General features: G+C 71.3%; 20 protein-coding genes. 11 read left to right on the forward strand and 9 right to left on the reverse strand.

Annotated features, from left to right (window positions below; translation table 11 throughout):
• Positions 1 to 233: 233 nt before the first annotated feature.
• Together KF837_09340 and KF837_09345 are read right to left on the reverse strand one after the other, a co-directional pair.
• Positions 234 to 1,496 (reverse strand): serine hydroxymethyltransferase, encoded by a 1,263-nt coding sequence (locus tag KF837_09340; GenBank protein MBX3227507.1) that lies wholly within the window; start codon positions 1,494 to 1,496, stop codon positions 234 to 236.
• Between the two features lie 19 nt (positions 1,497 to 1,515).
• Complete coding sequence (locus KF837_09345) at positions 1,516 to 2,076, reverse strand: hypothetical protein (GenBank protein MBX3227508.1); 561 nt, start codon at positions 2,074 to 2,076, stop codon at positions 1,516 to 1,518.
• A 38-nt stretch (positions 2,077 to 2,114) separates the two neighbouring features.
• Between KF837_09345 and KF837_09350 the strand changes: the two genes are divergently transcribed.
• Entirely contained in the window at positions 2,115 to 2,378 is a 264-nt protein-coding gene (locus KF837_09350; protein MBX3227509.1) for a hypothetical protein, read from the forward strand.
• Positions 2,379 to 2,603: 225 nt separating this feature from the next.
• Here the strand turns inward: KF837_09350 and KF837_09355 are convergent, their stop codons facing one another.
• Together KF837_09355 and KF837_09360 are read right to left on the reverse strand one after the other, a co-directional pair.
• Positions 2,604 to 3,614, reverse strand: a complete 1,011-nt coding sequence (locus KF837_09355; GenBank protein ID MBX3227510.1) for a hypothetical protein — start codon at positions 3,612 to 3,614, stop codon at positions 2,604 to 2,606.
• The gene (locus KF837_09360; protein ID MBX3227511.1) at positions 3,614 to 4,954 is read right to left on the reverse strand and encodes a serine/threonine protein kinase; all 1,341 of its coding nucleotides are present in this window, start codon (positions 4,952 to 4,954) and stop codon (positions 3,614 to 3,616) included. The genes KF837_09355 and KF837_09360 overlap by 1 nt, the downstream gene beginning before the upstream one ends.
• A 45-nt stretch (positions 4,955 to 4,999) precedes the next feature.
• Between KF837_09360 and KF837_09365 the strand changes: the two genes are divergently transcribed.
• The 3 genes from KF837_09365 (at position 5,000) to KF837_09375 (ending at position 10,326) form a co-directional block, all read left to right on the forward strand.
• Positions 5,000 to 5,674 (forward strand): hypothetical protein, encoded by a 675-nt coding sequence (locus KF837_09365; protein MBX3227512.1) that lies wholly within the window; start codon positions 5,000 to 5,002, stop codon positions 5,672 to 5,674.
• Between the two features lie 36 nt (positions 5,675 to 5,710).
• Positions 5,711 to 8,326 carry a protein kinase gene (locus KF837_09370; GenBank protein ID MBX3227513.1) on the forward strand — a complete coding sequence of 872 codons (2,616 nt, stop codon included), beginning with the start codon at positions 5,711 to 5,713 and terminating at the stop codon, positions 8,324 to 8,326.
• A 134-nt stretch (positions 8,327 to 8,460) separates the two neighbouring features.
• Positions 8,461 to 10,326, forward strand: coding sequence for a TonB-dependent receptor (locus KF837_09375; protein ID MBX3227514.1), 1,866 nt, complete (start codon positions 8,461 to 8,463; stop codon positions 10,324 to 10,326).
• Here KF837_09375 and KF837_09380 read toward each other — a convergent pair.
• The gene (locus KF837_09380) at positions 10,317 to 11,570 is read right to left on the reverse strand and encodes a serine hydrolase (GenBank protein ID MBX3227515.1); all 1,254 of its coding nucleotides are present in this window, start codon (positions 11,568 to 11,570) and stop codon (positions 10,317 to 10,319) included. The two genes, KF837_09375 and KF837_09380, sit on opposite strands and share 10 nt — an antisense overlap.
• 227 nt (positions 11,571 to 11,797) lie before the next feature.
• Between KF837_09380 and KF837_09385 the strand changes: the two genes are divergently transcribed.
• The 6 genes from KF837_09385 (at position 11,798) to KF837_09410 (ending at position 18,506) form a co-directional block, all read left to right on the forward strand.
• A complete protein-coding gene (locus KF837_09385; protein ID MBX3227516.1) occupies positions 11,798 to 12,913 on the forward strand; it encodes an HmuY family protein in 1,116 nt (371 codons plus the stop codon).
• Positions 12,910 to 13,653 carry a hypothetical protein gene (locus KF837_09390; GenBank protein ID MBX3227517.1) on the forward strand — a complete coding sequence of 248 codons (744 nt, stop codon included), beginning with the start codon at positions 12,910 to 12,912 and terminating at the stop codon, positions 13,651 to 13,653. Before KF837_09385 ends, KF837_09390 begins: the two co-directional genes overlap by 4 nt.
• Positions 13,650 to 15,077 (forward strand): hypothetical protein, encoded by a 1,428-nt coding sequence (locus tag KF837_09395; protein MBX3227518.1) that lies wholly within the window; start codon positions 13,650 to 13,652, stop codon positions 15,075 to 15,077. The genes KF837_09390 and KF837_09395 overlap by 4 nt, the downstream gene beginning before the upstream one ends.
• Positions 15,074 to 16,129: a trypsin-like serine protease gene (locus tag KF837_09400; GenBank protein ID MBX3227519.1), complete on the forward strand. Its 1,056-nt coding sequence runs from the start codon at positions 15,074 to 15,076 to the stop codon at positions 16,127 to 16,129. The genes KF837_09395 and KF837_09400 overlap by 4 nt, the downstream gene beginning before the upstream one ends.
• Before the next feature lie 157 nt (positions 16,130 to 16,286).
• Complete coding sequence (locus KF837_09405; GenBank protein MBX3227520.1) at positions 16,287 to 17,699, forward strand: hypothetical protein; 1,413 nt, start codon at positions 16,287 to 16,289, stop codon at positions 17,697 to 17,699.
• Positions 17,700 to 17,780: 81 nt separating this feature from the next.
• Positions 17,781 to 18,506: a glutathione S-transferase gene (locus KF837_09410; protein MBX3227521.1), complete on the forward strand. Its 726-nt coding sequence runs from the start codon at positions 17,781 to 17,783 to the stop codon at positions 18,504 to 18,506.
• On the opposite strand, the gene KF837_09415 is transcribed toward KF837_09410, so the two are convergent.
• Complete coding sequence (locus KF837_09415) at positions 18,493 to 19,257, reverse strand: SH3 domain-containing protein (protein ID MBX3227522.1); 765 nt, start codon at positions 19,255 to 19,257, stop codon at positions 18,493 to 18,495. The two genes, KF837_09410 and KF837_09415, sit on opposite strands and share 14 nt — an antisense overlap.
• A gap of 109 nt (positions 19,258 to 19,366) precedes the next feature.
• Entirely contained in the window at positions 19,367 to 20,284 is a 918-nt protein-coding gene (locus KF837_09420) for a hypothetical protein (protein MBX3227523.1), read from the reverse strand.
• Between the two features lie 30 nt (positions 20,285 to 20,314).
• Between KF837_09420 and KF837_09425 the strand changes: the two genes are divergently transcribed.
• Positions 20,315 to 21,937: a protein kinase gene (locus KF837_09425; protein ID MBX3227524.1), complete on the forward strand. Its 1,623-nt coding sequence runs from the start codon at positions 20,315 to 20,317 to the stop codon at positions 21,935 to 21,937.
• Positions 21,938 to 21,944: 7 nt separating this feature from the next.
• Here KF837_09425 and KF837_09430 read toward each other — a convergent pair whose 3' ends face one another.
• Together KF837_09430 and KF837_09435 are read right to left on the reverse strand one after the other, a co-directional pair.
• Positions 21,945 to 22,319, reverse strand: coding sequence for a PIN domain-containing protein (locus tag KF837_09430; GenBank protein ID MBX3227525.1), 375 nt, complete (start codon positions 22,317 to 22,319; stop codon positions 21,945 to 21,947).
• On the reverse strand, positions 22,316 to 22,594 hold the full coding sequence (locus KF837_09435) for a hypothetical protein (GenBank protein ID MBX3227526.1): 279 nt from the start codon (positions 22,592 to 22,594) through the stop codon (positions 22,316 to 22,318). The genes KF837_09430 and KF837_09435 overlap by 4 nt, the downstream gene beginning before the upstream one ends.
• Positions 22,595 to 22,607 lie beyond the last annotated feature (13 nt).

Below are 22,607 nucleotides of genomic sequence, written 5' to 3' on the forward strand. Positions count from 1 at the left end.
TCGGGGGTCCGGGGGCGTCGTAGCCCCGCGCGCGAAGAATCCCCCGGCGAACGTCAAGTCGTCGGCCCCCCCCTCTCGGGGGTCCGGGGGCGTCGTAGCCCCGCGCGCGAAGAATCCCCCGGCGAACGTCAAGTCGTCGGCCCCCCCTCTCGGGGGTCCGGGGGCGTCGTAGCGCGCCCCGCGCGCGAAGAATCCCCCGGCGGGAGAGCGTCGAGAGGGCAGAGCCCTCTCGACTATGAAACAAGACCGGGGGCGGGGAATTTTGCGCAGAGGTCCTTCACCTCGGCTGCGACCTGCTTGATGACCGCTTCGTCGGTCGCCTTCGCGACGACGCGGTCGATCCACTCGGCGAGCTTCTTCATCTCCGGTACGCCCATGCCGCGCGACGTCACGGCGGGGGTGCCGATGCGGAGGCCCGACGGATCGAAGGGCTTGCGCGGATCGAACGGGACCGCGTTGTAGTTGGCGACGATGCCGGCGCGGTCGAGCGCCTGCGCGGCCGGCTTGCCGGCGATGTTCTTGCTCGTGAGGTCGACGAGCATGAGGTGGTTGTCGGTGCCGCCCGTCGTCACGCCGAAGCCGCGCGCGAGGAGGTCCTCCGCGAGCACCTTCGCGTTCGCGACGACGTTCTTTGCATATTGCACGAACTCGGGCGTCGCCGCTTCGCGCGCGGCGACCGCGATGCCCGCGGTGGTGTGGTTGTGCGGGCCGCCCTGGAGGCCGGGGAACACCGCCTTGTCGATCGCGGTGGCGTGCTCCTTCTTGCAGAAGATCATGCCGCCGCGCGGGCCGCGGAAGGTCTTGTGCGTGGTGGAGGTGACGACGTCGGCGACGCCGATCGGCGAGGGGTGCACGCCGGTCGCGACGAGGCCGGCGATGTGCGCGATGTCCGCGGCGAGGACGGCGCCGACCTCGTCCGCGATGGAGCGGAACGCGGCGAAGTCGAGCGTGCGCGGGTACGCGGTCGTGCCGGCCCAGATGAGCTTCGGCTTGTGCTCCTTCGCGAGCTTCCGCACCTCGTCCATGTCGATGCGGTGGTCCTCGCGGCGCACGCCGTAAGGCACGCTCTTGAAGTACTTGCCGGTGATCGAGACGGTGTGGCCGTGCGTGAGGTGGCCGCCGGCGGGGAGGCCGAGGCCCATCACCGTGTCGCCGGCCTGGAGGAACGCGAGGTACACCGCGAGGTTCGCGGGCGAGCCGGAGTAGGGCTGCACGTTGACGTGGACGGAGTCGTCGTTCGGGGCGAAGAGCTTCTTCAGGCGCGCGATCGCGAGCTCCTCGACCTGATCGATGACGGCCTGGCCTTCGTAGTACCGCTTCTTCGCGTAGCCCTCGGAGTACTTGTTCGTGAGGACGGAGCCGGTCGCCTCCTGCACCGCGCGCGACGCGTAGTTCTCGCTCGCGATGAGGCGCATCGACTCGTGCTCGCGCCGGTTCTCCTCCTCGATGAGCTTCGCGATTTCCGGGTCGACCTGAGCGAGATCCTTTTCCGCCATGGGCAGCGGATTAGCACAGCTACGGGCAGACCGACGCTTCGATGCCCTCGCACCCCTCTTCGAACGGCGGCGGCGACGCATCGCTCAGCGTCACCGGGACGGCGCTGAAGCCGAACGCGAGCGAGAGCGCGTCGCACGGACCATTCGTCATGTCCGAGCGGAGGTCGCGCAGGGAGCAGACGACTCCTTCGGCGACGGGCCTGAAGTTGCTGTTGCAGATCTTCGACCCGGTGGTGAACTCGGCGCGGTTGACGAAGTGGAGGAGGCTTTCGGCGGGGGAGCTGCCCGCGACGACGGCGTTCACGAGCCCGACGCCGCCGTCCACCTTCTGGATGTCGGCGACGAAGACGCCGCGCGAGAGCTCGATCCGCGCGCCGGCGAACCCGAAGCTGAGCGTCCGCTCGAGCGAGATGCGGAGGACCCAGTCGTCGACGGTGCCCTCGAACCCTTGTGCGATCTTGATCTCCTCGGGGTCCTGCAGGACCCAGGGGTCGTTGCCGTCCCAGCTCGGGAGTCGGTCGCAGGGCGTGCCGTCGTCGCGGCAGTCTCGTCGCGCGCCGGTCAGGAACGAGACCTTCACGAGGTCGTCCTTCGCCCTCCCGTTCCAGCCCGAGCACGATGATGGTGACGCCGCCGGCGCTCACGCTCTCGTTCATCAGCGTCGCGCCGGGATCGTCGCCCGCGCGCGGGATCGCGGCGAGCGCGAGCGCGAACGCGTTGTCGATCCCGCCGTCACCGTCGACGACCGAGCTCGCCTTCGGCGGGAGCGTGCAGCTCGCGTCTCGCGTCGTCGAGCCTTCGATGCCGGTGCAGTGTTCGTCGAGGTCGAAGCCGACGAGCCCCGCGTCGGGACGGATGAAGAAGGTCTGCGCGCCGAAGTAGTAGTCGCGATCGCCGCCGTCGTCCTCGGCCGGCAGCTCCGCGTCCGGCGAGCGCAGGCGCTCACGCGCGCGGTACTTCACGCACGGATCGAGAGGCGCGTCCGCCTCGCGCGCGTCCGGGGGATCGGGATCTCCGCCGAGATCGCCGATTCCGATGATCGCGTGACATGCGAGCGTGGCGGCGCCGAACGAGGCGAGCGCGAAGGCGACGCGGCCTGCTTTCATCTCAGAACGTGCCCTCCGCGAAGGCGCCGCCGAGGGTGGGACCGAGCCGCAGCGTCGCCGCCGTGGTCCGCCCGCGGACGAACACGAAGTAGGCGCCGACGCCGAGGCCGACGACGCCGGCGGCGGTCAGGATCGTGGAGACCGTCGCGAGCCGCCGCGCGTCGGACTGCTCGTTCCTCGCGTCCCTGTACGTCGGCGAGCCCTTGATGCAGCGGCCGTCCTTGTTGAAGTCGTCCGCGGTCGCGCCGTCGCTGCACCTCCGCTCCGCCTCGTCGTTCTTCCCCATCGCGAGGGCGCCGAAGAGCATGCCGCCGCCGACGAGCGCGAGGCCCGCGCCGCCGATGAAGTAGCCGTTCCGGCGCGCCGTACGCGCGGACTCGGCGCGGTCCCTCGCCGCTTGCTCCTCCTTCGAGTGGCGGTCGTCGGCGAGCGTGGGCGCCGGCGGAGCGGGCGGGAGGTCCTCGAGCGTGACGGTGACGTTCTGCTCCGTCGCCTCGCTCGGCGTCGTCACCGACGTCTTGAACGGCTTCTTGCCCACCGCGTGGACGACGACGTCGTGCGGGCCCGGATCCACCGCGATGCCGAGGGACCACGACGCGCGCTGGTACGTCACGCCGTCGATCTCGACCTCGGCGTCGTCCGGCAGCGAGAAGACGAGGTGCGAGACCTTCGACCGGATCTTCGCGAGGTGCTCGTCCGCGAGCTTGATGCGATCGAGCCGCGGCGGGTTCGAGGTCTTCGAGATGGTCTTGAGCTCCTCGAAGCGCGCGACGGCGCTCGCCCAGCGCCCGGTCGTCTCGTAGCAGACGGCGAGGTTCTGGAGCGTGCCGCCGGCCGGATCGAGCCGGTAGCTCTCGGCGAGGGGCGGGCACGCCTCCGACCACTTGCCCTGGGAGATGAGCGTCTTCGCGTGCTGGAACAGCTCCTCCGCGGTCGCGGTCGCGTCGGCGTGTGCGGTCCCGCCGAACAGCGCGAAGACGAGGAGCACGGACGCGACGAGACGGCGCTTCATCAGTGACGCTCGGGCGACCAAGGGGGCGCGCTCGAAGCCGGCGCCGGGGCGGGCGGGTGCGGCCGGTGACGTGTCGTCAGCTTCGTGCGCGCCGCCGGCGCGGCTGCGCTCGCCGCCTGCGACGCGACCGGAGGAGGCGGCGGCGGCTCGACGTGCGCTTGCGACGCGGGCGGCGGCGCGACCGCGGGCGCCGAGGTGGCCGGCGGAAGTGGCGGCGCCTCCGCGAGCGGCTCCGGCGGCGGCGGCGCGCGATGCGTCAGGGCATAGGCCGCCGCGAGCACCACGAGCGACGTGCCGAGCCCGACCCCGAGGTAGAGCGGCATGCGGGAGGCCGGCTTCGCGGCGCTCGACGCCGGCTCCGTGCGTCCGAGCGCGATGAGGTCCTCGCTCGACGGCGCGCCCTTCGGCGGGAGGAGGCTCGCGATCGGCGCGCCCGCGCGCGCGATGCGGTCCGCCGCGAGCTGGCCGGTGGGGCCTGCGAACGGACGGAGGCCGGCCGCGAGCTCCGCGAGCGAGCAGCGGAAGGTCGGGTCCTTCTCGAGGCAGAGGCGGATCGCGCGGTCGATCTCGGGCGGCACGTCCGGGCGCGCGTGGTGGAGCGGGCGGACGGGATCCGAGATCACCGCCGCGAAGATGCCGGCGACGTTGTTGGCAGGGAACGGGAGCGCCTTCGCGAGCAGCTCGTAGAGCACCACCGCGAGGGCCCACACGTCGGTGCGCGCGTCGACGTGCTTGGCGCTCCGGATCTGCTCGGGCGACATGTACGCGGGCGAGCCGAACGACGACTGCGTGCTCGTGATGTCGCCGGCTCCGTGGCTCGCGGGCATGAGCTTGGAGATCCCGAAGTCGAGGACGCGCACGAACGGCGAGCCGTCGCGATGGTAGGAGAGCCACAGGTTCGCGGGCTTGACGTCGCGATGGACGATGCCCTGCGTGTGCGCCTCCGCGAGCGCCTCGCCCGCCTGGAGGACGCAGTCGACCGCGAGCTGGCTCGCGAGCGGGCCGTTCGCGAGGACCTGCCCGAGGTCCGCGCCCTCGAGGAGGTCCATCGCGATGTACGGCAGGCCCGCTTCGGTGGTCCCCACGTCGACCACGCGGACGACGTGCTCGCTCTTGATGAGGAGCGCCGCCTTCGCCTCGCGGACGAAGCGCTCGAGGTTCTCGGTGTCCTTCGCGAGCTTCGGGTGGAGGAACTTGATCGCGACCTTGCCGCCGAGCGGCAGCTGCTCCGCCGCGACGACGGCGCCCATGCCGCCCTCGCCGATGACGCGCTCGACGCGATAACGCGACGCGACGACCGCCCCGGGCGGAGGGAGCCACTGCGATGCGTCGTCGTCCACGTCCACGGTCCCCAGTCTACCCGGTTTGGGCTAAGGTACGCCGCCGTGAAGCTCGGACCGCTGGCCGCCGCCGCAAGCAGTCTGTTCGTGGCGTCGGTCGCGTCGGCGGACGCGCTCACCGTCACGCCCGAGGCCGGCGACGTCGCGGCGCTGCCGGTCGTCCACGAGCGGCGCGGCGGGCTCGTCGTCGGCGCGGCCGGCGGCCTCGGGCTCATCGGCGCGAGCGGGTACCCGAACAACGCGAAGTTCTATAACGACCGCGACTACTACTCGGAGACGCCGCTCCTCGTGGGGTGGTCGACCTCCTTCTTCGCGATGCTCGCCTTGACCGACTGGGTGAGCGTCGGTCCCTCGTTCACGATCTCCGAAGCGGACACCGCGCAGTGGAAGTCGACCGCGCTCGCGGGCGGCCTCCGCGCCGAGTTCTTCCCGCTCGTTCATGCGGTCCCACGCCTCGCCGACCTCGCGATCTACGGGCAGGTCGGGGTCGGCGCGGTCGCCCTCCGCGCCCATGGACCGTACCCGACGTCCGACGGCGTCCAGTCGTTCGTCGGAGTCGGGGTTCACCATGAGTGGCGCTTCGTGGACTTCCTCGGCGCACATGCGTCCGTGGGTCCCTATCTCGAGTACGACGCGGTGCGCTCCGAGCCGTCGGACCGCAACTGGCTCTCGCTCGGCCTTCGGGTCGCCCTCTACACGTCCGGGAACAAGTCCGACTAACTCGATCAGCCGGGTTTTCCGTGCTCCGATAGGGCCGTGCTGAACCAAGCCGTCGATCCGTTCGGGATCATCGGCCAGGTGCTCGACTCCCAGTTCCGGGTCGATCGTCTGGTCGGCGAGGGCGGCTTCAGCGCCGTCTACCGCGGCTACCACCTCGGGCTCGACGAGCCGATCGCGGTGAAGTGCCTCAAGCTCCCGCCGACGCTGCAGCCTCAGCTCGTCGAGCAGTTCGAGCGGCGGTTCCGCGACGAGAGCCGCATCCTCTACCGGCTGTCGCAGGGCAACCTCAACATCGTCCGCAGCATCGCGGGCGGCACGTGGCAGTCGCCGATGGGTGCGCTCGTGCCGTTCATGGTGCTCGAATGGATGGAAGGGCGCTCGCTCGCGAACGAGCTCACGATCCGCCGCACCGTCGGAAAACAAGGGCGGCCGCTCGGGGAGGTGATGAAGGTCTTCGCCTCCGCCGCGGACGGGCTCGGCTACGCGCACGCGCAGGGCGTCATCCATCGCGATCTCAACCCGGGGAACTTCTTCTTCGCGAACACCCCGCAGGGGCAGCGCCTGAAGATCCTCGATTTCGGGGTCGCCAAGATCCTCGACGACTCGTCGCTGAACATCGAGCGCAACCAGACCGTCGGCCAGATCCGCATCTTCGCGCCGGCTTACGGCGCGCCGGAGCAGTTCGACGACTCGATCGGCAAGACCTCCGCCGCGTCCGACGTCTACTCGTTCGCGCTCATCCTGATGGAGTCGCTGCGCGATCGCGCCGTCAACGACGGCACGCACCTCGGCGAGTTCGCGCAGCGCGCGATCGATCCGCGGACGCGCCCGACGCCGCGCAGCCTCGGGATCGAGGTCGAGGACGAGATCGAGCTCATCTTCGCGCGCGCGACGAAGGTGAAGCCGAACGAGCGCTGGCAGAGCGCGAGCGAGTTCTGGAACGCGCTCGAGCACGCCACGAGCGCGGCGAGCGAGGAGCGCCACGCGCAGGCCGCCCTCGAGACACCCTCTCTCGGAATGCCCATGACCGGCGCCCGAAGCACGAAGACGGGGATGGCGCCCCCCGCCCAGCGACAAGGAAAGAGTCCCGGAATGAAGCGGATGGACAAGACAGTGCCGGTGGGGGCCGTCATGCCGAACGTCCCGCAGAAGCCACGGGGGATTCCGCCCTCGGCTCCGCGCATCGAGGCGCCGGCGCCGGCCGCGCCTCCGTCCGAGCCGCCCGGGGCGGACGCCGGCTACGACGAGGCGACGCGGATCGGCGCGTCCCCGACCGGCGGCGCGCTTCCCGTGCTCGCGGACGAGAACGAGGGCGACGAGGTCACGCGCGTCGGCGCCCCGGCCGCGGAGGTCCTGCGAGGCCTCGCCGACGTCGAACTCCGCGGAGGCGCGGGGGCTGTTACGATGACCAAAGTGTCGCAAGGTAATCAGAACAATCGGCCCGCGGCGGGGCATCCGCCCTCCGGCGAGCACCCGCAGGCGCAGCCGTATCCCCAGCAGCCCGCGCCGCCGCCGCCGCCGCAGCAGCAAGCCCGCGCTCCGCAGGCGATGGCCGGCACGCTGATGATGGCGCCGGGGCAGGGCGGCTTCGGTCCGCTCCCCCCGCCCCCGCAACAGGCGGGGCGGCCGCCGCCGCAACAGATGCAGCAACCGCCGCCGCAACAGATGCAGCAGCAACCGCCGCCGATGCAGCAGTCGCCTTCGCAGCAGATGCAGGCGTCTCCTCCGCAGATGCAGCAACCGCCGCCGCAACAGATGCAGCAACCGCCGCAACAGATGCAGCAGCCTCCGCCGCAACAGATGCAGCAACCGCCGCCGCAGATGCAGCCGCCGATGCAGCAGCCGCCGATGCAGCCGATGCAGCAGCCGGGGGGCTATGGGCAGCAACCGCCGCAGCAGCAGCAGCCGTACGGGCAGCAGCCGGCGATGGCCGCGGACGCGTCGCTCGCGCCGGCGGGGGTCCCGAAGAAGAGCAGCGCGGGGCTCATCATCGGGATCATCTTCGGCTTGCTCGTTCTCGGCGGCGTGGGCGCCGCGCTGGTCGTCGTCGGTCTGGGCTCGAAGGCGCCCACCGTCGCGTCGGCCTCGGCGTCGGGGGTCCCCGTCGAGGTCCCGCCCATCCCGGCGACGGCCGAGCCGCCGCCGACCGCCGAGCCCGACGAGACACCGCCGCCGCCGGCGGAGGAGGACGCGGGCGCGGTCGCCGAGGTCGAGGTCGACGCCGGCGCGCAAGCGGCGAACACGGATCCGGCGCCGGACCCGAACAACGGCGCCGCGGTCGCGCAGCCCGCGAACCCGAACCCCGGTCAGCCGTGGACGCCGCCGCCGGCGCAGCCCACCCCGACCCCGGCGGTGAAGGACGCGGGCCCGCCCGCGGATCCGAACGCCTTCAACGAAGGCACCGCGCGCTCGCGCCTCGCGCAGGCGAACGGCGTGCTCGTCTTCTGCAAGAAGGAAGGCGGCGTGACGGGGCCCGGCACCGCGACGGTGACCTTCGCGCCCGACGGCAGCGTGACGTCGGTCGCGATCGACGCGCCCTACGCGGGGACGCCGACCGGTGACTGCGTCGCGGGGCAGTTCAAGCGTCAGAAGACGACCCCGTGGCAAGGCTCGCCGCAGTCGGTGAAGCACTCGTTCGAAGTCCCGAAGTAGCGGGGACCTTGCGCGTCCGCTTCGCGATCGCCGGCGCGCTCCTGTTCGCGCCGGCGCTCGCGCGCGCCGACGAGCCCACCAACACCGTCGTCGTCACCGGCACGCGCACGCCCGAGAACATCCAGCGCGCGACGGTGAAGACCGACGTCGTGACGCGGGAGGAGGCCGAGCGCCGCGGGGCGGTGAGCGTCGCCGACGCGCTCGCGACCCAGCCCGGCCTCGTCGTGAACCCCGGAAATTACGGGTTCCTCGGCGGCGTGAGCGCGCTCCAGATCCAGGGCTTCGACCGCGACCGCGTGCTCATCCTCGAGGACGGCGAGCGCGTCGTCGGCGACGTCGGCGGCGCGATCGATCTCTCCGCGATCCCGATCGGCGACGTCTCGCGCGTCGAGGTCGTCACCGGCCCCGCGAGCTCGCTCTACGGCTCGGCCGCGCTCGGCGGCGTCGTCAACATCATCACCGCGCCCCCGCGGGACTACGGCGCGAGCGCCCGCGCGCGCGGAGAGTACCGCTCGCTGAACGGCGTCGTGCTGCAAGGCAACGGCGCGTTCAAGAGCGAGACGCCGCTCTTCGGCCTCCGCGATCCGTGGGCGCAGGTCGATGCAAACTACACGCGAATGGACGGCGTCGAGAAGACGGCGGGGCTCCCCGACACGCGGATCCCGGAGACCGATCGGCGCATGGTCGGCCTCCGCGCCGGCGTGCGGCTCAGCGATCGGATGGACGTCCGCGTGCGCGCGCGGCTCTTCCGCGATCGGAACGACGGCGTCGAGTCTCGGCTCGCGCCGGGGCTCGGCCGCTTCATCACCGACCGCCCCGCGGAGACGGATCGCTACACGTTCCACGTCATCCACCAGACGAGGATCGGCGACGCGTCGACGCTGCGGCTCACGGTGGGGCGGCAGCAGTTCGACAACTTCACCGCGGTGGACCGGCGAAGCTCGCCGATCGACGAGCGGCACGACCGGACCCAGCGCATGCAGAGCATCGAGGCGGTCGCGACGATCCCGAACGGCCCGCTCACCTGGGTCGCGGGGACGCGCTTCGAGGCGGAGCACTTCTCGCAGACGCTCACGCGCACCTCGAGCACCGCCGACGGCCCCGTCACCACCACCGCGCCGGAGGTGACGCCGCTCGCCTACGGCACCGCCGCGCTGTACGCCCAGACGACGTGGAAGGTCGGCCCCCTCACGCTGATGCCCGGCTTCCGGACCGAGGTCCACACGCGCTACGGGGCCTCCTTCACCCCGCGCTTCGCCGGCTCGTGGCAGGTCTCGCCGCGCGTCACGCTCCGCACGTCGGCCGGCCGCGGCTTCCGCGCGCCGAGCGCGAAGGAGCTCGGCTTCGTGTTCGACCACTCCGTATTTGGATATCGGATCAACGGGAATCCCGATTTGAACCCGGAGAAATCGTGGGGCGTGAACGCCGATATTACGGTGTTGCCGGGGCGCGCCGCGGACGCGGCGCTGCTGCGTGGCTCCGTTTTTGCGAATTGGGTCGAGGACCTCATCGACCTCGACCTCGGTAATGGGGTGTTCGACGGCACCGTCGCGACGTATTCGTATACCAACTTCGGCCGCGCCCGGACCGCCGGCGGCCAGCTCGACGCGCGCTTCAAACCGGCAAAGTGGATCAGCGCGGAGACGAGCTACGCCTACACGTGGACGCGCGACGACACGAACGAGCGGCCGCTCCCCGGCCGCCCGCCGCACGCGGTGACGAGCTCGCTCCGCCTCGAGCCGGGGTGGAAGCTCGAGTTCATCACGCGCGTGCGCGTGACGACGAGCTCGTTCCTCGACGAGGAGATGCGCTCGCCGGGCTACCAGACGGTGGACCTCCGCGCGGGACGCGCGCTCTGGCCGCGCTCGCAGCTCTACGTGGGGGCGCTCAACGTCACCGACGTGAGGCAGGACCCGGGGCGCATCGGCGACACCCGGCCGCCGCTCGGCCGCGTCCTCTACGTCGGGCTCCGCGCCGAGCTGCCGTGGGATCAGCCCTGAGGGCCGAGGAGCTTCTGCGCGAGGACGACGCCGAGGCGGGAGATGAAGGGGTTCGCGACCGACTCGTAGTCGTAGCGGTCGTCGTTCATCGTCCCGTTCTCGTTCGACAGGATCGTCGCGGCGGCGAAGAAGGAGCGACCGGTGCGGGTGTCGACCGCGTGGACGTTCTCGACCGAGAAGCCGTACGCGCGCCCGCCCTTGCCGGAGACCTTGATCGCCCCCGGCGGCGCGGTCTGCGCGATCGCGACGTGGAGCGGCTTCGCGTCGCGATCGCGGGCGGTGGGGGCGCGCGCGCGCGAGCGGCCGCCGAGCGCGCTCGGGAGCCGCGCGAGGACCTCGATGAGCTCGGTCCGGTCCGCGGCGGCGATCGCGGGGCGCTCGGCCACGAGGTCGGGGCGCATGATCGTCACGAGGAGGTCCTGGAGCTCGCGGAGCGGGGCGGCGTTCTTGTCGGCGAAGTCCAGCGGGGCGGCGACGGTGCGGCCCTGCGCGTCGACGTGCGCGCGCCCGACGAGGATCGGCGGCGGCGCCGGCGTGAGCGGGAAGCCGATCCGCCGTCCGACCGGGATCGTCATGCTCGGGGCGCGGAGCTCGATCATCGGCTCGGGGCCGCGCACGACCTCGCCGAGCGTCTGCACGATCCGGGTGCGCTTGAGCCCGACGCGATCGAGGCGCTCCGCGAGCTCCTCCGTGCCGACGAACGCGAAGAGCCGGTTCGCCGCGTCGTTGTCGGAGATGACGAGGGCGAGCTCGATGTCGCGTCCGAGCGAGGTGTCGAGCACACGCCGGGTCCGTCCCTCTCCGGTGACGAAGCGGAGCGGCGTCGAGGGCTTCAGCTTGACGCCGTAGCTCTCGCGCATCTCGTCGAGCTTCTCCAGCGCCGCGGTGGCGAGGCACAGCTTCACCGCGCTGGCGGGGTAGAAGTACTCGGCGTCGGCGCGGTACCCCATCCGGCGGAGGGTGGGCTGCGCGCCCTCCTCTTTCTCGGGTACCGCGACGAGGACCTGGAGCCGTCGTTTCTGCGCGTCGTCCATCCACGCGGCGAGCTCGGGATCGCTGCGCAGGATCGGCTCGAGGTCGGCGATCTCGTCGACCGGGCTCGGCGGAGGCGGCGGCGGCGGAGGCGCGACGATGTCGGCGGCGACGATGCTCCTCACACGCGGCTGCGTGCTGCACGCGCTCGCCACCGCGGCGACGAGGAAGAGCGCCCACATCGGCCGGCGGCTCTCTGGGAGACGAGACATCGAACCCCCAAGCTTAGCACTCACTTACTCAACGTCGGGGCTTCGCCCCGACAGCCCACCCCAGACACGGCCCGGCGAAGACGCCGGGGCGCTTCGCGCCCGCTTGCGCGGCCGCTTCTGGGGCCCCTTCGCCAGCCCGTTCGCGGTCAGCGTTTGCGGCCGTCGTGGCGACGTGTCCCCGAGCCCTGAACCGAGCCGTCCGTGCGCTATAAGGAAGGGGCTCGCCCATGCGATGTTCTTTTCTCCTTTCGATTGCTGCGCTCGTCCTTGCTCCTGCTGCTTGCAGTGAAGAGGTCGGCAACAAGAACCAGGCGACGCCGGGTGGGGACGGCGGCGTTCCGGAGGACGGCGGAGGCGTCGAGTTTTCGACCGGCGAGGAGCTTCGCGTTCCGGTGCCGGAGGGGGGGCGCGTCCATGTTTCGCTCGCGAGCCCGGCGTCGATCCAGACACCCGCTGCGCCGGCCACCGACAAGACGTGGGACCTCGCGTTCGAGGGGACCGATGTCTTCACGAACAGCGGTCCCTCCGGCGGCGGCGCCGGGAGCGCGTTCGGACCGCTCGAGCCGATCGTCTTCCTCGAGGACGTCGCGCCGACCGGCGTCCCGCTCTTCAGCGACAAGACCGGCGGCGCGTTCATCCGCTGGTGGCTCTACTCCGGCGCGCCCGAGCACGTGCTCTACAGCCGCTTCCACGTGTTCGGCGTGAAGGACGGCGACAAGCTCTATCGCGTCCAGGTCCTCGGCTACTACGGCGAGCGCGACGGCACCAGCGTCGGCGCGCTCTACAAGATCCGCTACGGCCTCGTCGGGCAGCCGGCGAAGGTGCTCGACAAGCTGGACGGCACCGCCGGCGGCGCGAACGGCGCTCCGGACGCGAAGAGCGAGTGCCTCGATCTCGGCACCGACGCGCGGACGATGCTCTCGCCCGCCGAGCAGCGGGCGTCTTCCGCGTGGCACCTCTGCTTCCGCCGCGAGGCGATCTCCGTGAACGGCGAGGAGGGCGGGCCGCGCGGCGTCACCGCGGTGGACTTCGAGGCGGAGAAGGTCGCGAGCGAGACCCCCGACGAGGTCGGCGCGCGCACGGAGGAGGGCGAGCTCGCGCGCTTCGACGCCGTCACCGCCGCGAGCTTCGAGGGCGCCGCCCTCCGCGGCGATCGCGTCGTCAGCGCCTTCAGCCTGCTCTGGCTCGAGAGGGGCGCGAGCCCCGTCGCCCCCGCGAAGAACGCGTGGCTCGTGGTTGGCGCGGACGGCAAGAAGCGCTACCTCGTCGGCTTCTCTCGGTTCGAAGGAGCGACGGCGACCAGCGTCGGCACCGTCGTCATGCGCGTGAAGGCGGTCCAATGAACAAACAGCTCCTCTTCGTGCTCCCGGTCGCGACGCTCACCACGCTCGCGTGCTCCTCCAAGGAGACGGTCTACCAGGTGGTCCCCGCGCCCGACGCGGGCACCACGCCCGCGGACGACGACGACGACACGCCGAAGGTGGAGTGCACCGCCGCGCGGGAGTCGCACCTCGGCCCCGTCGCCGCGACGTCGACGGGCGAGGTGAAGGTTCTCTCGAACGAGGACGGCGTCACGAAGATCTTCGTCGACGCGACCGCGGGCGGCATCAACAACGCGAAGAAGAACCCGCGCGTCTACATCAAGCTCGACGGGACGAAGGTCGACATCACCGATCAGGAGTCCTTCACCTCGAGCGACTGGGACCTCGCGCTCAAGCGGGTCGACATCTACACGAACGGCGGCGACGCCGGCCCGGGCGAGGGCGGAGGGCGCCTCGTCAACAAGGACTTCGGCGCCGTCACCGCCGCCGACGGCGCGGGCGTCCGGCCCGAGGTCTTCTTCACCGGCGACTGCGAGCGGAACATCGACGAGGCCTCGTTCATCGTGACCACCTTCAGCGGTTGGTACAACTACGCCGAGTCGAACAACATCCCGAGCGCCAAGCCCGGCACCTCGTTCGTCGTGAAGTCGGCCGACGGCACCCTCCACAAGGTCGGCATCATCAGCAACACCGCCAACCCGGACGGCACGACGAACAACCCCGTCACCGCGTACTACCTCCTTCAGGTGAGCAAGCTTTGAAGCGCGTCACAGTCGCCCTCGTCGCCGTCGTCGCGACCCTCGCCGCGCGCGAAGCCTCCGCCGCCTGCGCCGGCCGGCCGACCGACAGCGGCGGCCTCAACGGCTACGACTACGGCGCGGCCGAGGTCGCGTCCTTCGCCCTCACGAAGGTGCGGGTCCACTACGCGAAGACCGGCGCGCACGCGCCGGTGCTGACGTCGACGCGCGCCGACGGCGTGCCGGACTCCGTCGCCTACGCGGCGGAGACGGGCGAGACCGCGCTCCGGGAGTTCGCGGAGTGGGGCTACCACGCGGTCCCGAGCGACACCGCCTGCCCGTCGAACGGCGGCGACGACAAGGTCGACATCTACCTCGTGAAGTTCAACGGCGCCGACGGCTCCACGATCGTGGAGTGCAACGGCGGCGCGTGCTCGTCGTTCGCGCTCGTCGAGTCGACGTTCAAGAACCGCGGCTACGCGGACGCGGAGGAAGGCTTCCGCACCGTCGTCACGCACGAGCTCTTCCACGCCGTGCAAAATACATACAAACCGGGGGACGCCTCGTTCTGGGCGGAGGGCACCGCGCAGTGGGCGATGAAGCGGGTCCACCCCGAGCTCGCCGACTTCGAGCGCGCGCTGCCGGCGTTCTTCGCCGAGCCGACCCGCTCCCTCGACGCGCCGCCGTCGGGCGTGACCGCGGGCTACCTCTACGGCGCGTCGGTGTGGCCGCTCTTCCTCTCGCTCCGTCACGGCCCCGACTTCATCCGCTCCGTCTACGAGAAGGAGGAGACCGGCGCCGAGCCGCTCCCCGCGATCGACGAGCTCCTGAAGGCGAAGGGCTCCTCCCTCGCCGACGAGTACCCGCTCTTCGGCGCGTGGAACGTCGGGACGAAGGACGTCGCCTCCACCGGCGGCTATCCCGACGCCGCGAAGTACCCGGGCGTGAAGATGGGGCAGCTCGCGGACGGCCTCAGCGCGATCACGTCGGGGCTCTCGTACTTCGCGTACCGCGGGAAGCTCTCGGGCGAGGCCGCGATCGCGCTCGAGACCGACGCGACGCGGAACGGCGGGGTCGTCGTCCCGTTCGAGAACGGCACCCTCCAGCTCGCGAAGGCGAAGAAGCTCCCCGCCAACGCGGACGGCGAGGTCCTCGTCGTCGTCGCGGGCGTCACGACGAAGAAGAGCGACGCGCCGTTCACGATCCGCTTCGCCGATCCGCTCCCTCCCGACGCGGAGACGCCCGACGGCGGCGGCGCGAGCACGGGCCCGGGTGTGGACGCGCCGCCCGCGGCGGGCACGTCCTCCGGCGGCGACGACGGCGGCTGCCGCTCGGCGCCGTCTTCGGAGACCCCCGCCGGCGCGGCGTTCCTGGCGCTCCTCGCGCTCGTCGCGCTGGGCAAGGCGCGCTCGGAGGACCGAGCGCTGGGATCGCGTCGTCGGCCTTGAAGCTTCGTCCTCTCGCGCTCCTCCTCCTCGCCGGCGCTTGCACGAGCGCGCCGGAGCCCACCGGCACGGCCGCGTCCGCGATCGTGAAGGGCACCGAGTCCGGCGCAGAGAGCGACTCCACCGTCCTCGTCATGCACTACGACGCGCTCGCGAAGGGCGGCGGCGCCGCGAGCGGCTGCACCGGATCGCTCCTCGCGCCGCGGCTCGTCTTGACCGCGCGCCACTGCGTCGCGAACACGGACGAAGGCGCGGCGTGCGACTCCACCGGCAAGCCGATCTCCGGCGGCGGGGTCGACAGCGACTTCGAGCCGAGCAAGGTCTACGTCTTCGGCGGCCGCGAGCGTCCGGACTTCCTCGCCGGCACGGCGAAGCCCATTCGCGGCGTGGAGCTCCTCACGACCGGCGCGACGACGATCTGCAACAACGACATCGCGCTCATCGTGCTCGAGCGCGACGTGCCCGACGCCGTCATCACGCCGATCCGCCTCGAAGGCGGACCTAACGAGAACGAGATCGTCACGGTGGTGGGGTGGGGGATCTCCGAGACACAGAACGATCCGCCGAAGCGCCTCGAGCGGAGCGGCGTGAAGATCCTCGAGGTAGGGCCCGCCGACGGCCTCAGCCCCACCGAGTTCCGCACCTCCGAGGGCACGTGCGCGGGCGACAGCGGCGGCCCCGCGGTCGCGGGCACCGGCGCCGTCATCGGCGCGCTCTCGCGCGGCGGCAACGGCAAGAAGGGCGCGGGGGCGGGCGGGTGCGTCGACGACGGCGCGACGAACATCGCGACGAACATCTTCACGTCGATCGCCGGCCATCGCGACTTCATCCGGTCCGGCTACGCGAAGGTCGGGCAGGAGCCCTGGATCGAAGGGCAGCCGAGCCCGCTCGAGACCAGCGCCCCGCCGGCGACGTCCGCGCCGCCGCCGGCGCCGGAGGACGAAGGCTGCAACGTCGCGCGCTCCGTCCACGGATCGCCAGCGTTCATCGTGGCTGTTCTTTTGTTGTGTCGCCGCCGCAGAAATCCAGCCAGATCACGCGTTCGACACTGGTGAGCGGCGTCCCCTGCGGACGTCCGATCCAGCGTGAGGTCTACCGCACGCAGGCCTCTCGAGGTGGGATCACCCACATTTTATCGGGGTTTTTGCGGTGCGGCCTCGGATCAGCGCGTGGCAGGGTCCGTGCACTACATCGGCGCGGAGGCTGAATCAGATGAACGCGACGCGTCTTCTCGGAGCTCTTTGCGCGACCATCCTTGCTTCGTCGATCGGCACGTCGCTCGTCGCGTGCAGCGCGCCGGAGAAGGAACCGGTCTCGACCGCGCAGGCGACCAGCGCGGCGAGCGTCTCGATCAGCCTCCTGGACTCGAACGGCAACAAGGTCGGCACGGCCTCCGGCGTTCTGCTCGCGCCGCGGCTCGTGCTGACGGCGGGCCACGCGATCTCCGGCAAGGGGAAGTGGGAGATCACGTCGGCGGACGGCAAGACCAAGGTCACCGGCTCGCGCGGAATGACCTACGACTGGATGACCTACGACAGCACGCTGGCGCACCCGCGCCGTCACGACGTCGGCGTCATCCACCTCGACGCTCCGATCAAGCTCGACGCGTACCCGAAGCTCGTCGCCGGCAAGCCGGTGAACGGTCTCGAGGCGACGCGTGTCCGTCACACCGGCGCGAAGTTCGATCACGTGTCGGTGTTCCTGAACAAGGTCAAGACGACGCCGAACAACCTGCTCGGCGAGATGAAGGGCGGCGAGACGCTCGACACGGGCGGCGCCGTCTACAACGACGAGGGCATCATCGGCGTCGTGTCGGGCCGCGGCCTCACGACCGGGAAGCTCTACGTCGCGCGGACCGACAAGCTCAGCACGTGGCTCTCGGCGAAGGTGGCGTGCGCCGGCGGCACGGCGAAGGCGACCTACGCGGTGGGCGCGGACAAGTCGCAGGAGATCTGCGACGAGAACGGCAACCCGATCGGCGGCAGCAGCAACGCCTCGTCGTCGGGCGGCGCGAACGACGGGTCCTCCACCAACGGCGGCGACACCGGCGGCAGCTGCGAAGAGAACAACGACGGCGTGTGCAGCGGCCAGTGCGGCGGCATCAACAAGACGACGGACGGCGACAACGGCGGCCCGAACGGCAACACCGACGGCGACGACGGCCGCGACGGCGCGAACACGGGGACTTCGAGCTCTTCGGGGTCTTCGGGCTCTTCGGGCTCGAACCCGAACCAGGGCGGCGACAACGGCGGCCCGAACGGCAACAGCAGCGCCACCGGCAGCGGCGGCCCGAACGGCGGCGGCGGCGACGCGAACAGCGACGGCGTCGGCTCGTCGGGCTCGAACCCGAACCAGGGCTCGTCGAGCTCGAGCGGCGGCGGCGAGAGCGCGTCGGCGACGGCGAGCGCGGGCAACGACAACGACACGAACGGCGGCCGCACCGGCGGCGCGGTCGACGACGAGGAGGCCTGCCAGGGCCCGAGCGACGATCCCGAGGTCTGCCCGCCCGAGCCCGACGGCTGCACCGGCAGCCAGTGCGGCGGCGGCATCCCGGACCAGAACATCAGCTACGGCGCGTGCGGCTGCGACGGCGCGCGCTCCCGCAGCGACGCCGACGTCCGCTGATCCAGCAAATCCGTCGGACACGGAGAAGGCCGCCCGCTCGAGAGAGCGAGGCGGCCTTTCGATTTGCTACGCTGTTCGGCGATGACCTACGAGCTTTACTACTGGCCGAGCATCCAGGGCCGCGGCGAGTTCGTCCGCCTCGCGCTCGAAGACGCGGGCCTGGCGTACGTCGACGTCGCGCGCGAGAGCGGCACGAAGGAGATGATGCCCGTCTTGCAGGGCAAGGCCGGCGGCGGGCGCCACTTCGCGCCGCCGGTGCTGAAGGACGGCGAGGTGCTCGTCTCGCAGACGGCCGCGATCCTCGACTACCTCGCGTCGAAGCATCGGTCGCTCCTCCCGGACAGCGAGCCGGGGACGCGGAGCCGCGCGCTCCAGCTCCAGCTCACGATCGCGGACTTCGTCGCGGAGGCGCACGACACGCACCACCCGATCGCGACGAGCCAGTACTACGAGGACCAGAAGCCGGAGGCGAAGAAGCGCGCGGCCGCGTTCCTCACCGATCGCGTGCCGAAGTTCTTGGGCTTCTTCGAGTCGTGCATCCACGACAACGAGGTCGCGGGCACGCTCCTGGGGCCCGGCTTCTCGTACGTGGACCTCTCGCTCTTCCAGATCGTGCAGGGCCTCGCCTACGCGTTCCCGAAGGCGTTCGCCAACACGAGGAAGAAGCACCCGCGCGTCCTCGCGCTGCGCGATCGCGTCGCGGTGCGCCCCAACATCGCGAAGTACCTCGCGTCGCCGCGGCGGCTCGCCTTCAACGAAGACGGGATCTTCCGGCGCTATCCGGAGCTCGACGTCACTCGAGCGTGACCGTCACGCCCGTCGCGGTGCCTTGCGAGCTCGTGCAGCTCTTGAAGCTGGGGCTCACGCCGAGCGCCTCGAGCACGGCGGTGCTGCCCTCCCAGCGGTTCGCGGTGACGGAGCGCTCGATGACGGTCGCGACCACGCACGCGTCGCCCTTGCAGACGCGCGCCTTCGTGTTGCAGAGCTTCTTCGACATCATGCCGCTCGGGACCGCGATCCAGGCCTCGTCGTCGACGAACGAGCGTGACTCCGAGGGGCCGCAGTAGAAGGTCACCTTGCCGGCCTTGCGCGAGTACGAATCGCACTTGATGAGGAAGTCCCAGTTGCCCTGCCAGAGCATGGTGACGCCGGAGTATTTACGGCCGTTGAAGTCCGCCTCGTCGGCCGGCTCGGGCGCCGGCGCTTCGGCCTCGTCCTCCGCCGCCCTCACGTTCACCGGCGCGCCGCTCTCGGCCTTCAGGTAGCGGCCGCTCGCCCAGCCTTCGTTGCCGTCGTACTCGACCTTGTAAAACTCCCCCTTCGGGTTCGCCGCGAGGGCGGTGACGCTCGCGCCGAGCGGCATCGTGAGCAGGATCTTCCCCGAGGTCGACGGCGTCGCGCGCAGGTTCAGGCGCGCGGTCGTCACGAGCGTCGCGCCCTCCGTCGTCGCGCCGGTGATCCGAGACTCGGTGCTTCCGCTCTCCTCGTCCGCCATCTCGGTCGCGCACGCGCCGAGGGCGAGGAGGGAGATCATGGCGACCGATTTGAGGAACGACATGCTCCCACCTGCAGCAACCCATGTGCCGCGCGATAGGTGCAGGATTCACGGGGTTTCTGCGGATCGATCATGGAGTGATCGCCGAGATCAGTGTCATGAGCGGGTGACGTCAGTGCCGGTAGCCGACGGTGACGTGTCCGAGGGCGGGGCGCACGAAGAGGCCGCCCGACTTCGTGCCGCCCCAGTCGACGAAGAGCGCGGCGACGCCGGTGAGCGCGGTGACGCCGATCGTCGCGCCGAGGAGGATGTTGGTCCGGAATTGCGTCGCGCGCCCGTCGTCGAGCTCCTGCTTCGTCGCCTCGCGGGAGTCGACGCGATCGCGGAACCGCTCGCGCTTCGTGCTCGAGTCGAGGCCGGACCAGAGCGTGACGCCGCCGCCGGTGATCGCGAGCGCGCCGCCGATCGCGACGACGACCCACGGGAGGTGGAAGCGCTCTTCCTTCCTTGGGGGAGGCGGTGGCGCCGGCTCGGGCTTCTTCGGCGGCGGGGGAGGGGGCTCGAGCGTGACCTCGAGCGTCTGGCCCGCCGCGAGCGTCACCGTCTTCTTCACCGGGACGTCGCCGCTCCGGCCGCTCACGACGTGCTCGCCGGGGGCGACGAAGAGGCCGTCCGGATCGCTCGGCGTCTCGTCGACCTTCACGTCCGAGAGCGCGGGTGCGTGGACGACGACCTTGCCGAGCTTCGACGTCAAGGTCCCGAGCGCGGCGCCGGCGGCCTTTCGGTCCTGTGCGGAGGTGGGGGCTTCGCGGAGGTACTTCGCGTAGAGGTTCGCGGCGCGGACGTCCTCGCCGGCGCGGTTCCACGCCGAGGCCGCGTTCCAGAGCGCGTCGTGGTGCGGCTTCTTGCGGTAGGCCTCCTCGAAGATCGAGCCCGCGGTCTTGTAGTCGCCGGCGTGGAAGGCCTTCTGCCCGGCGAGGAACAGGGCGTGGGCGGTCGTCTTGTCGTCGTCGGCTGCGGCCGGGCGCATGGTTCCGGCGAGCACGATCCCGACGATCGCGGCGGTCCCAAGCAAGCGACGCAAGAGCACGGCGAGCGATGCTAACATCGGGAGCGGTCCATGGATGCGCCGGCGGTCTCGATCGGCACCGTCGTCGCGGGCCGCTACCGCGTCGACGACGTGCTCGGCGAAGGTGGCATGGGCGCGGTCTGGGCGGTCGTCGACGTCGAGACCGGCGCGCCGCTCGCGCTGAAGGTCGTCCTCGAGGCCACGCCCGAGCACGTCGCGCGGTTCGGCCGCGAGGCGAAGGCGACGATGCGGATCCAGAGCGCGCACGTCGTCCGCGTCGTCGACGTCGGCACGATCGAGGACACGGTCCCGTTCATGGTGATGGAGCGGCTCGAGGGCGAGACGCTGAAGGACCTCGTCGCGGACGGCCCGCTCCCGGACCGCGCGGTCGCGGACCTCTTCCTCCAGGCCTGCGAGGGCCTCGCGCACGCGCACGCGCTCGGCATCGTCCATCGCGACGTGAAGCCGTCGAACCTCTTCGTCCTCGCGGGCCGCGAGCGGACGCTGAAGGTCCTCGACTTCGGCATCGCGCGGATGACCTCGTACGAGGCGTACGAGAACCGCGAGAAGACGACGACGGTGACGGACAGCGCCGCGCTCCTCGGCTCGCCGCAGTACGTCTCGCCCGAGCAGCTCCAGTCCCCGTCGAGCGTCGACGAGCGCGCCGACGTCTGGTCGCTCGGCATCTCGATGTACCTCGCGCTCACGGGCACGCTCCCCTTCAGCGGCAGCTCGCTCGCGGAGGTGCTCGTCGCGGTGATGAGCAAGCCGACGCCGCCGCTCGGCTCGAAGGCGTCGCCGGCGATGGCGGCGATCGTGCAGCGCTGCCTCACGCGCTCGCTCGACGACCGCTTCCGGCGCGTGAGCGACCTCGCGGAGGCGCTCGCGCCGCTCGCGTCGCCCGAGCGCGCCGCGCTCCTCCCGCGCATCCGCGCCGTCGCCGCCTCGGCCGCGCCGATCGTCGCGCCGGTCCCGCCGTCGAAGCTCCGCGATCCGAACGACAAGACGTTCACGCTCGAGGACAGCCTCGACGAGAAGGCGACCGTGCAGGACCTCCGCTCGCAGCGGCCGGCGTCGCTCGGCTCGGGTCCGCTCCCGCCGATCGGCGGCGCGGAGCCGGTGACGGGCACGGAGATGGCGGCCGCGATGACCGCGCCGTCGATGCGCAAGAAGCGCCGCGCGCGCTCGGTGCTCGGCCTCGCGTTCGGCGCGGGCCTCGTCGTCACGATCGCGGCGGGCGGCCTCGTCGTGAATCGCCTGCGCGCGCGCCCGCCGCTCGAGCAACCGGAGCCGCCGCTCGCCGAGCTGCCGCTCGCCGAGCCGCCGGCGGCGACGTCGGTCGCGGCGACGTCGAGCGTGACGGAGCCTGCGGGCGATCCGCCGCTCGAGCTGATCGCCGACGGCGCGATCGCGAAGGTGGTGCGGCCGACGCGGCAGCGGGTGGAGCTCCTCGAGGACGGCAAGGCGCTCCTCCGCGTAGGGGCGGTGAAGAGCGATCTCGCGATCGAGGTGGAGCTCGCGAACGGCGCGCGCGCGAAGGGCGTCGCGAAGCCGGGCGGCCCGACGACGATTCGCCTCGTCACGGTGCCGAGCACGAAGCCGAAGCCGGGCGCGAGGCCGCCGCCGAAGCCGGCGTCGACGCCGAACGAGCTTCACAAGAGCCCTTACGACTGACGCGCGCTCACACCTTGAAGATGCGCGTGTCGGGGAAGAAGGCCTGGAGCCGCTGCAGATCGTCGAGGTCGGACGTGTAGACCGCGCTGCCGGAGCGCGCCGCGGACGCCATGACGATCGCGTCGACGACGGTGGCGCCTTTCACCGCGGCGATGGCCTCGCCGGCGACCTTCGCGAGCTCGGCGTCGAGGGGCTCGACGTCGACGAGCCCGAGGATCATGTCGCGCACGTCGGAGCGACCGCGCCACCACTCGGCGAGCACCGCCGCGGGGACGATGATGAGGTCTCCGCGCTTCTTGGCGACGCGGCCGATCGCGACGATACGCGCATTCTTCCGCTCGAGGCCGATGAGCGCGCCTGTATCGAAGGTGATCGTTCTCACTGGCGGCTCTTCCTCGTGGGCTTTTTCCGAGGCTCGCTCTTTTTCGCGGGCGGCGCACCATCGATCTCTAGCCCGATCTCGGCTTCGAGCTCGGGCGTCAGCTCCCCCACCGGCCCTGCCCACTCCAAGTAGCGAGCCCAGGCCTGCTCCCGTCGCGCGGCCTTGAGCGCGTCGCTCACGATCGCGGACACGCTCGTCGCCTGGTCTTCCGCGCGCTTCTGCGCCCACTCGACGAGGGTGGGATCGACGATCGAGATGCTGAGCTTGGCGGCCATGGTTCCTACCTCG

The organism is Labilithrix sp., assembly GCA_019637155.1.
GTDB lineage: Bacteria > Myxococcota_A > Polyangia > Polyangiales > Polyangiaceae > Labilithrix.

Coding starts and splice junctions, on each gene's coding strand:
- KF837_09340 (MBX3227507.1), bottom strand. CDS start 1,496: ATGGCGGAAAAGGATCTCGCTCAGGTCGACCCGGAAATCGCGAAGCTC.
- KF837_09350 (MBX3227509.1), top strand. CDS start 2,115: ATGATGGTGACGCCGCCGGCGCTCACGCTCTCGTTCATCAGCGTCGCG.
- KF837_09355 (MBX3227510.1), bottom strand. CDS start 3,614: ATGAAGCGCCGTCTCGTCGCGTCCGTGCTCCTCGTCTTCGCGCTGTTC.
- KF837_09380 (MBX3227515.1), bottom strand. CDS start 11,570: ATGTCTCGTCTCCCAGAGAGCCGCCGGCCGATGTGGGCGCTCTTCCTC.
- KF837_09385 (MBX3227516.1), top strand. CDS start 11,798: ATGCGATGTTCTTTTCTCCTTTCGATTGCTGCGCTCGTCCTTGCTCCT.
- KF837_09390 (MBX3227517.1), top strand. CDS start 12,910: ATGAACAAACAGCTCCTCTTCGTGCTCCCGGTCGCGACGCTCACCACG.
- KF837_09405 (MBX3227520.1), top strand. CDS start 16,287: ATGAACGCGACGCGTCTTCTCGGAGCTCTTTGCGCGACCATCCTTGCT.
- KF837_09410 (MBX3227521.1), top strand. CDS start 17,781: ATGACCTACGAGCTTTACTACTGGCCGAGCATCCAGGGCCGCGGCGAG.
- KF837_09415 (MBX3227522.1), bottom strand. CDS start 19,257: ATGTCGTTCCTCAAATCGGTCGCCATGATCTCCCTCCTCGCCCTCGGC.
- KF837_09425 (MBX3227524.1), top strand. CDS start 20,315: ATGGATGCGCCGGCGGTCTCGATCGGCACCGTCGTCGCGGGCCGCTAC.
- KF837_09435 (MBX3227526.1), bottom strand. CDS start 22,594: ATGGCCGCCAAGCTCAGCATCTCGATCGTCGATCCCACCCTCGTCGAG.